The following is a 293-nucleotide window of genomic DNA, read 5'->3' as shown; positions in this document are numbered from 1 at the left end:
TTGTAGTCATTTTTTGCAAACAGAATGGCATCTGATAAGCCCAGCGACCAGTCGCCGGCGGATTCAGTAAATCCATAAGATTGCATAGCGGCGACTTGCTCAGGAGTAAACTTTCCCTGAGGGGACTGGCAGCCAGTAAGTATTAGCGAGGTGAAAATCAGGGGTGCTAGCAGGTGCTTTATCATATCGATATATCCTTGTTATCTCACCAGCTTTTCGGCACGCTGGTGTTTGGCCTGATACATATTGTGATCGGCAAGCTCTTGTAAATTTTCCGCAGAGGCGTGCTCAAT

1 protein-coding gene is annotated in these 293 nt (G+C 47.1%); it reads right to left on the bottom strand.

Going from position 1 to position 293, the window contains the following annotated elements; genetic code table 11:
• The coding region (locus LZP73_RS20145) for a hypothetical protein (RefSeq protein ID WP_234236691.1) at window positions 1-185 on the bottom strand (185 nt) is incomplete at its 3' end.
• Window positions 186-293 lie beyond the last annotated feature (108 nt).

It is taken from the genome of Shewanella sp. AS16 (assembly GCF_021412365.1).
Taxonomy (GTDB): Bacteria; Pseudomonadota; Gammaproteobacteria; order Enterobacterales; family Shewanellaceae; genus Shewanella; species Shewanella salipaludis.
Note: the sequence above shows the minus strand (reverse complement) of the source record. Positions and strands in the feature narration are given on the sequence as shown.